Genomic DNA, 6,387 nt, shown 5'->3' on the forward strand with positions numbered 1-6,387 from the left:
AGCGCGGAGCGGAGCGCACGGGCGTCGTCGATGGTGCGCAGCACGTGCTGCGGGCCGTCGCCGGGCAGCCGGATCGGCGTCGCGCCGGTCGCGATGACGAGCCCGTCGAAGGCGAGTGGGCCCTCGGTCGTCTCCAGGTCCTCGCCCAGGCTCGTCGCGCGGCGCCCCAGGAGTGTCGCGCAGCCGAGCGCGTCGAAGTCGGCGGCGACGGTCGTGTCGCCGGTCTCCCCCCGGAGCACGGCCTTCGACAGCGGCGGGCGGTCGTACGGGACGTGCGGCTCGGCCCCCACCATCGTGAGACCGCCGGCGTACCCCTGGGCCCGCAGGGCCTCGGCCGTCCGCAGCCCGGCCAGTCCGCCACCCACCACGATCACGCGCTCCATACGACGTAGGCTAGGGGTGCTTCACAGGCCCCGCGTACCGCGAGCCTGTGGAACGCCCCGAGAGAGATCCCAGCGCGGGAGCCCGGCGAACCGGGCTGAGAGGGCGGCATGGGGCCGCCGACCGCTGAACCTGATCCGGGTCATGCCGGCGAAGGGAGCGCCAGAGTGGACGACGTGGTCATCATCGGCGGCGGTGTGATCGGGCTGGCGACGGCATGGCGTTCGCTCGGACGCGGCCTGCGCGTCACGGTCGCCGACCCCGAACCGGCCGCCAAGGCCTCCTACGTCGCCGCCGGGATGCTCACCCCCGTCAGTGAGCTCTCCTACGGCGAGGAGGCGCTCCTGCACCTCGGCCGCGCCTCACGCGATCGCTATCCGGCGTTCGTGGCGGAGCTGGAGGAGGTGTCCGGGCACGACACGGGCTTCCGCGACGACGGCACGCTCCAGGTCGCCCTCGACTCCGACGACCTCGCGCTCCTGGGCGAGCTGCGGCGCTACCAGGAGTCGCTCGGGATCCCGGCCGAGACGCTCACCGGCCGCGAGTGCCGGCGGATGGAACCGATGCTCGCGCCCTCCGTACGCGGCGGCCTGCTCGCCCCGGCGGACGGTTCCATCGACCCGCGGCGCCTCACGTCCGCGCTGCTGACCGCCGTCGAGCGGCTCGGTGGCACGCTCGTACGCGAGCGGGTCGCGGAGGTGCTGACCGAGGACGGACGGGCCGCGGGCGTCCGCCTCGACGGCGGTGACGTGCTCCGCGCACACCAGGTCGTGCTCGCCGCCGGGCCGTGGAGCCAGGACGTCAAGGGCGTGCCGGACGGCGCGCTGCCGCCGGTACGCCCGGTCAAGGGCCAGGTGGTGCGGCTGCGGAGCACGACACCGTTCCTGGGCCGGTGCGTCCGCGGCCTCGTACGCGGCTCGTCGGTCTACCTCGTGCCGCGGGCCGACGGAGAGGTCGTCGTCGGGGCCACCCAGGAGGAGATGGGCTTCGACACGACGGTCACCGCGGGCGGCGTCTGGGAGCTGCTGCGCGACGCCCGCGAGCTGCTGCCCGGCATCACCGAGCTGGAGTTCGCCGAGGTGCGCGCCGGTCTGCGGCCCGGCACGCCGGACAACGCCCCGGTGCTCGGCGCGAGCGCGCTGCCGGGCCTGCTGCTGGCCACCGGCCACTTCCGCGGCGGCGTGCTGCTCGCGCCGGTCACCGGAGACGTCATGGCCGAGGTGCTGGCGACCGGCGCGATGCCCGAGGTCGCCCGGCCGTTCTCACCCGGCCGGTTCCAGGAGTGACCCCGCAGGCGCGAGCGAGAAGGGCGAAGCGACCGGTGAACGCGAGGAGACCATGAAGATCACTGTGAACGGCGCGGAGCACGAGGCAGAGGAGGGCGCGTCCGTCGCGGGCGTCGTCGCCTCCGTGACGCGGGCGCCGGCCGGCGTGGCCGTCGCCCTCAACGACCAGGTCGTCCCGCGCGGCGACTGGCCGACCACGATCGTTCGCGAGGCGGATCGCATCGAGGTGCTGACCGCCGTGCAGGGAGGTTGACGATGGACGACCCGCTCGTCATCGCGGGAGAGACGTTCGGTTCTCGGCTGATCATGGGGACCGGCGGCGCGCCGAGCATGAACGTCCTGGAGGAGGCGCTGACCGCGTCCGGCACCGAGCTGACGACGGTCGCGATGCGACGCGTCGACCCCGGTTCCCGCGGCTCGGTGCTCGACGTGCTCGGCCGCTGCGGCATCCGGGTGCTGCCGAACACCGCCGGCTGCTTCACCGCGGGCGAGGCCGTGCTCACCGCCAAGCTCGCCCGCGACGCGCTGGAGACCAACTGGGTGAAGCTGGAGGTCATCGCCGACGAGCGGACGCTGCTGCCGGACCCGATCGAGCTGGTGGACGCGGCCGAGCAGCTCGTCGACGACGGATTCGTCGTGCTGCCGTACACCAACGACGACCCGGTGCTCGCCCACCGGCTCGAACAGGCCGGCTGCGCGGCCGTGATGCCGCTCGGCTCCCCCATCGGCTCGGGCCTGGGCATCCGCAACCCGCACAACATCGAGCTGATCGTCGAGCGGGCGCAGGTGCCGGTCGTCCTGGACGCGGGGCTCGGCACGGCCAGCGACGCGGCGCTCGCGATGGAGCTGGGCTGTGACGCGGTGCTGCTCGCGACCGCGGTCACCCGCGCGCAGTCACCGGCCCTGATGGCGTCGGCGATGCGGCACGCCGTCACGGCCGGCCGGATGGCCCGGCTCGCCGGCCGCATCCCCAAGCGGCGGTACGCCCAGGCGTCGTCCCCGTGGCAGGGGCTCAGCTCGAGCGGTTGATCTCGATCCGGTCAAGGATCGATGCTTTCCTTCGTACTGGCGGCGAGTATCACGTTTGAACACGAATACACTCCTCCCTGATGGATACGTCGGTTGCAGACCCGCTCGTCGGGCAGGTGCTCGATGGGCGCTACCGCGTCCAGTCGAGAGTCGCCCAGGGCGGCATGGCCACGGTCTACGTCGGCCATGACACGAAACTCGATCGCACGGTGGCCCTCAAGGTCATGCACGCGAACCTCGTCGGCGACGAGGAGTTCGTACGGCGCTTCATCGCCGAGGCCAAGCACGCCGCGGCGCTGTCGCACCCGAGCGTGGTCGCCGTGTACGACCAGGGCACCAGCAAGGGCCACGTGTTCCTGGCGATGGAGTACGTCCCCGGGCGCACGCTCCGCGCGCTGCTGACCGAGCGCGGCCGGCTCGGACCACGCGAGGCGCTGGAGATCATGCAGCCGGTGCTCGCGGCGCTGGGCGCCGCGCACCGCGCCGGTGTGATCCACCGTGACGTCAAGCCGGAGAACGTCCTGCTCAACGCCGACGGCCGCATCAAGGTCGCCGACTTCGGCCTCGCCCGTGCGGAGTCGGCGAGCAAGCAGACCAAGACCGGCATGCTCATCGGCACCGTCGGCTACCTCGCCCCCGAGCAGGTCATCTCCGGCGACGCCGACACCCGTACCGACGTCTACGCGGCCGGCATCATGCTGTTCGAGCTGCTGACCGGCCGTCAGCCGCACCAGGGCGGCACGCCGCTGTCCGTGGCGTACAAGCACGTCAACGAGGCCGTGCCGCTGCCGTCGAGCGTGATCCCGGGCCTGCCGCCGCAGATCGACGCCCTCGTGGCCAGCGCGACCAACCGGGATCCGGCGCGACGCCCCTCCGACGCGGTCCACTTCCACTCCGCGGCGGGCGAGGTCTACCGCACGCTGCCCCGCGACATCGACGAGACCCTCGCGAACGTCAGCCCGGTCACCACGCCCATGCCCAGCCCCTCGGCGGGCTCCTTCCCGGAGGGGGCGACACAGGCGCTCCCGGCACCGGCCGGCTCCGGCACGCAGATGATGCGGCCGCACACGATGGCGATCCCACGGGACGAGCACACCCAGCCCGACCCCGGAGCGCCGCCCCCGCCGCCGCGGCACCGGTTCCTGCGCCCGCCCGGCCTGTACGCGGTGATCGCCGCCGCCGTCGTGGTGGTGCTGCTCATCGGCGGCGTGGTGTGGACCGTGACGGTCGGCAACACCGAACGGGTGCCCAAGCTCGTCGGCCTCTCCGAGGAGCAGGCCCGCGTCGAGGCCGCCAAGATCGGCCTGAAGGTCAAGCACGGTGACTCCCGTTACGACCCGAAGATCCCCAAGGACATGGTCGCCGACGTCCAGCCGAAGGTCGGCACGGAGGTCAAGAAGGGCACCGTGCTCACGCTGGTGTTCTCCAGGGGCAAGAAGCCCGTGGACATCCCGGACGTGCACAACCTCCCGCTCGACCAGGCCAAGCAGCGGCTGCAGAGCGCCGGCCTGCAGCCCGGCGACCAGGTGCAGCAGGACAGCACCACGATCCCGCGCGGCTACGTCATCAAGACCAGGCCGGCCGCCGGCACGTCACAGAACCCGGACGACCCGGTGACGCTGGTGGTCAGCAGCGGCATCAAGATGCCCAACCTCGTCAACATGCCCCGCGACCAGGCCAACGCGACCCTGACCAAGCTGGGCCTGAACGTCCAGTGGCAGGAGCAGGACCCGGCCCCGAACCAGCCGGAGAACATCGTCATCGGCCAGAACCCGCCGCCGGGCCAGCAGGTCAACCGCGGCGACGCGGTGCAGGTGACGGTGACCAAGGGCCAGTGCCAGTGGTGGAACCCGTTCTGCAAGGACAACGACGGCGGCCAGGGAGCGGTACCCCAGGTGACGGGACAGCCGATCTCGATAGCGCGGCAGCTCCTGCGCCAGAACGGCTTCCAGGTGAAGGTCAGCAAGGGCGGCGGCCGCGACATCGTCACCGGCCAGAATCCTCCGGCCGGCACCCCACAGCCCCACGGCGCCACGATCACCATCTGGCACTAGAGCCTGTCCCGGTTGGGTCGTGGATTTTCACAGCCGCGCGTGCGGTCTTCCTTACACGCCCTAGGACCGGCGTCGTTCGGTTTCGGTCGGTGCGGCGGGCCCTGTCGTGAGCGGGGCCGTCGCAGCGACTAGGCTGGCGCGGCGATGACTGCGCAGCTGACAAGCCCCGTCGGGGCGCACGTACCGGTGGCCGGTGGCCTGGCCACCGGTGGGCTGCGTTACGCGGCGCAGATCGGTGCCGAGGCCATCCAGGTCTTCGTCAGCAACCCGCGCGGGTGGGCGCTGGCGGCCGGTAAGGAGGCCGAGGACCGCAAACTGCGGGAGCACGGCGAGCGGACCGGCATGCCGGTGTTCGTGCACTCCCCGTACCTGATCAACATCGGGTCGCCCAACCCGGAGACGGTCGCCGGCTCGGTGGCCTCGATCCGGCACTCGCTCGTACGCGGTGCCGCGATCGGCGCCCGTGGCGTCGTCGTGCACACCGGCTCGGCGGTGTCCCAGCCGCGCGAGGTCGCAGTACGCCAGCTGCGCGAACACCTGCTCCCGCTCCTCGACGAGATCCCGCCGGACGGCCCCGACCTGCTGTTCGAGCCGATGGCCGGGCAGGGTGCGATGCTGTGCGCGACCGTGCAGGACCTCGGCCCGTACCTGGACACCGTGGACCGCCACCCGCGTGCCGGGGTGTGCCTGGACACCTGCCACGCGTTCGCGGCGGGTCACGACCTGGCCGCCCCGGGCGGCGTCGCCGCGACCCTGGAGGCCCTGGCGGCGACGGTCGGCGCCGACCGGCTGAAGCTGATTCACGCGAACGACTCCAAGGACGCCTGCGGCTCGGCCAAGGACCGGCACGAGAACATCGGCAAGGGCCGGATCGGAGCCGAGCCGTTCGCCGAGCTGTTCCGCCACCCGGTGAGCCGGGGCGTGCCCCTCGTGATCGAGACCCCGGGCCGCGCCCCCGAACCACACCGCGCGGACGTGGAGACCCTGAAGGCCCTGCGCGACCGCTGACCCCCGCGAGGGCGGAACCATCGCGGGCTCTCGGGGTCTCATAGGACGAAAAAAGGCCTGGGTGCCGCTGAACAACCCCCCGACCGTTCAGCAGCACCCAGGCGCCGCCGCCTGGCCTCCACCCCCCCGAGTCGGAGCCTGGCGGCCGTCCCGAGAACGTTGCTGTGCCGAAACACTAGGGTCCGTACGTCCTGCGGCGAAACCCATAAAGCCCTTGCCTCGGTAAACGGTTCGTAGTCGGCGGTATGCGTTCGGTAAGAGCGGTCTGAGCGGTCGCTCCGGTGCGACGAACGGCGGGGTTCAAAGAGGCCGGGGAACAGGTGGCGGCCACGACGGCCGGAGCGGAGGCGGCCTCGCTGGGTCAGGGCGCGGCGGCAGGGCTCCGGCGAGCCGCCGCTGCGGCACGTCGGCCGACAGAAGCGCCCAGGGGCCCGCACCGGCCTCGGGCGCGGGGTGCGTCCTGGAGCCGTGTCATGATTCACCGCGCCTGCGGCGTCCATTGACGTGTGGACCTCTGCCGCACGCGGCCCGTGGAAGGCGCAGCGCGTGGTCGATGCCCGCGAACGCGGAGCGGCTCGAACGCGGCGGCGGAGATGCGGACGCCGACCACATTCGAGGAGGAGATCGGC

General features: G+C 72.4%; 6 protein-coding genes and 1 riboswitch. Of the genes, 5 read left to right on the forward strand and 1 reads right to left on the reverse strand.

Annotation, left to right across the window (positions count from 1 at the left end):
* Window positions 1-383: FAD-dependent oxidoreductase (locus ACFFNX_RS38495; RefSeq protein WP_378211039.1), on the reverse strand; the 383-nt coding region annotated here is incomplete at its 3' end.
* 64 nt (window positions 384-447) lie between these two features.
* Window positions 448-559, forward strand: a riboswitch (TPP riboswitch).
* Between ACFFNX_RS38495 and thiO the strand changes: the two genes are divergently transcribed.
* The 5 genes from thiO to ACFFNX_RS38520 all read left to right on the forward strand — a co-directional run bounded on the left by thiO (window position 549) and on the right by ACFFNX_RS38520 (window position 5,758).
* Window positions 549-1,667 carry a glycine oxidase ThiO gene (thiO, locus tag ACFFNX_RS38500; RefSeq protein ID WP_378211040.1) on the forward strand — a complete coding sequence of 373 codons (1,119 nt, stop codon included), beginning with the start codon at window positions 549-551 and terminating at the stop codon, window positions 1,665-1,667. Its footprint overlaps the riboswitch before it by 11 nt.
* A gap of 52 nt (window positions 1,668-1,719) precedes the next feature.
* On the forward strand, window positions 1,720-1,920 hold the full coding sequence (gene thiS / locus ACFFNX_RS38505) for a sulfur carrier protein ThiS (protein WP_378211041.1): 201 nt from the start codon (window positions 1,720-1,722) through the stop codon (window positions 1,918-1,920).
* A 2-nt stretch (window positions 1,921-1,922) separates the two neighbouring features.
* Window positions 1,923-2,696, forward strand: a complete 774-nt coding sequence (locus ACFFNX_RS38510) for a thiazole synthase (protein WP_378211043.1) — start codon at window positions 1,923-1,925, stop codon at window positions 2,694-2,696.
* An 80-nt stretch (window positions 2,697-2,776) separates the two neighbouring features.
* On the forward strand, window positions 2,777-4,750 hold the full coding sequence (gene pknB / locus ACFFNX_RS38515; RefSeq protein ID WP_378211044.1) for a Stk1 family PASTA domain-containing Ser/Thr kinase: 1,974 nt from the start codon (window positions 2,777-2,779) through the stop codon (window positions 4,748-4,750).
* A 144-nt stretch (window positions 4,751-4,894) separates the two neighbouring features.
* A complete protein-coding gene (locus tag ACFFNX_RS38520; RefSeq protein ID WP_378211045.1) occupies window positions 4,895-5,758 on the forward strand; it encodes a deoxyribonuclease IV in 864 nt (287 codons plus the stop codon).
* Window positions 5,759-6,387: the final 629 nt, after the last annotated feature.

The sequence above is a fragment of the Actinoallomurus acaciae genome, from assembly GCF_042429965.1.
Taxonomy (GTDB): Bacteria; Actinomycetota; Actinomycetes; order Streptosporangiales; family Streptosporangiaceae; genus Actinoallomurus; species Actinoallomurus acaciae.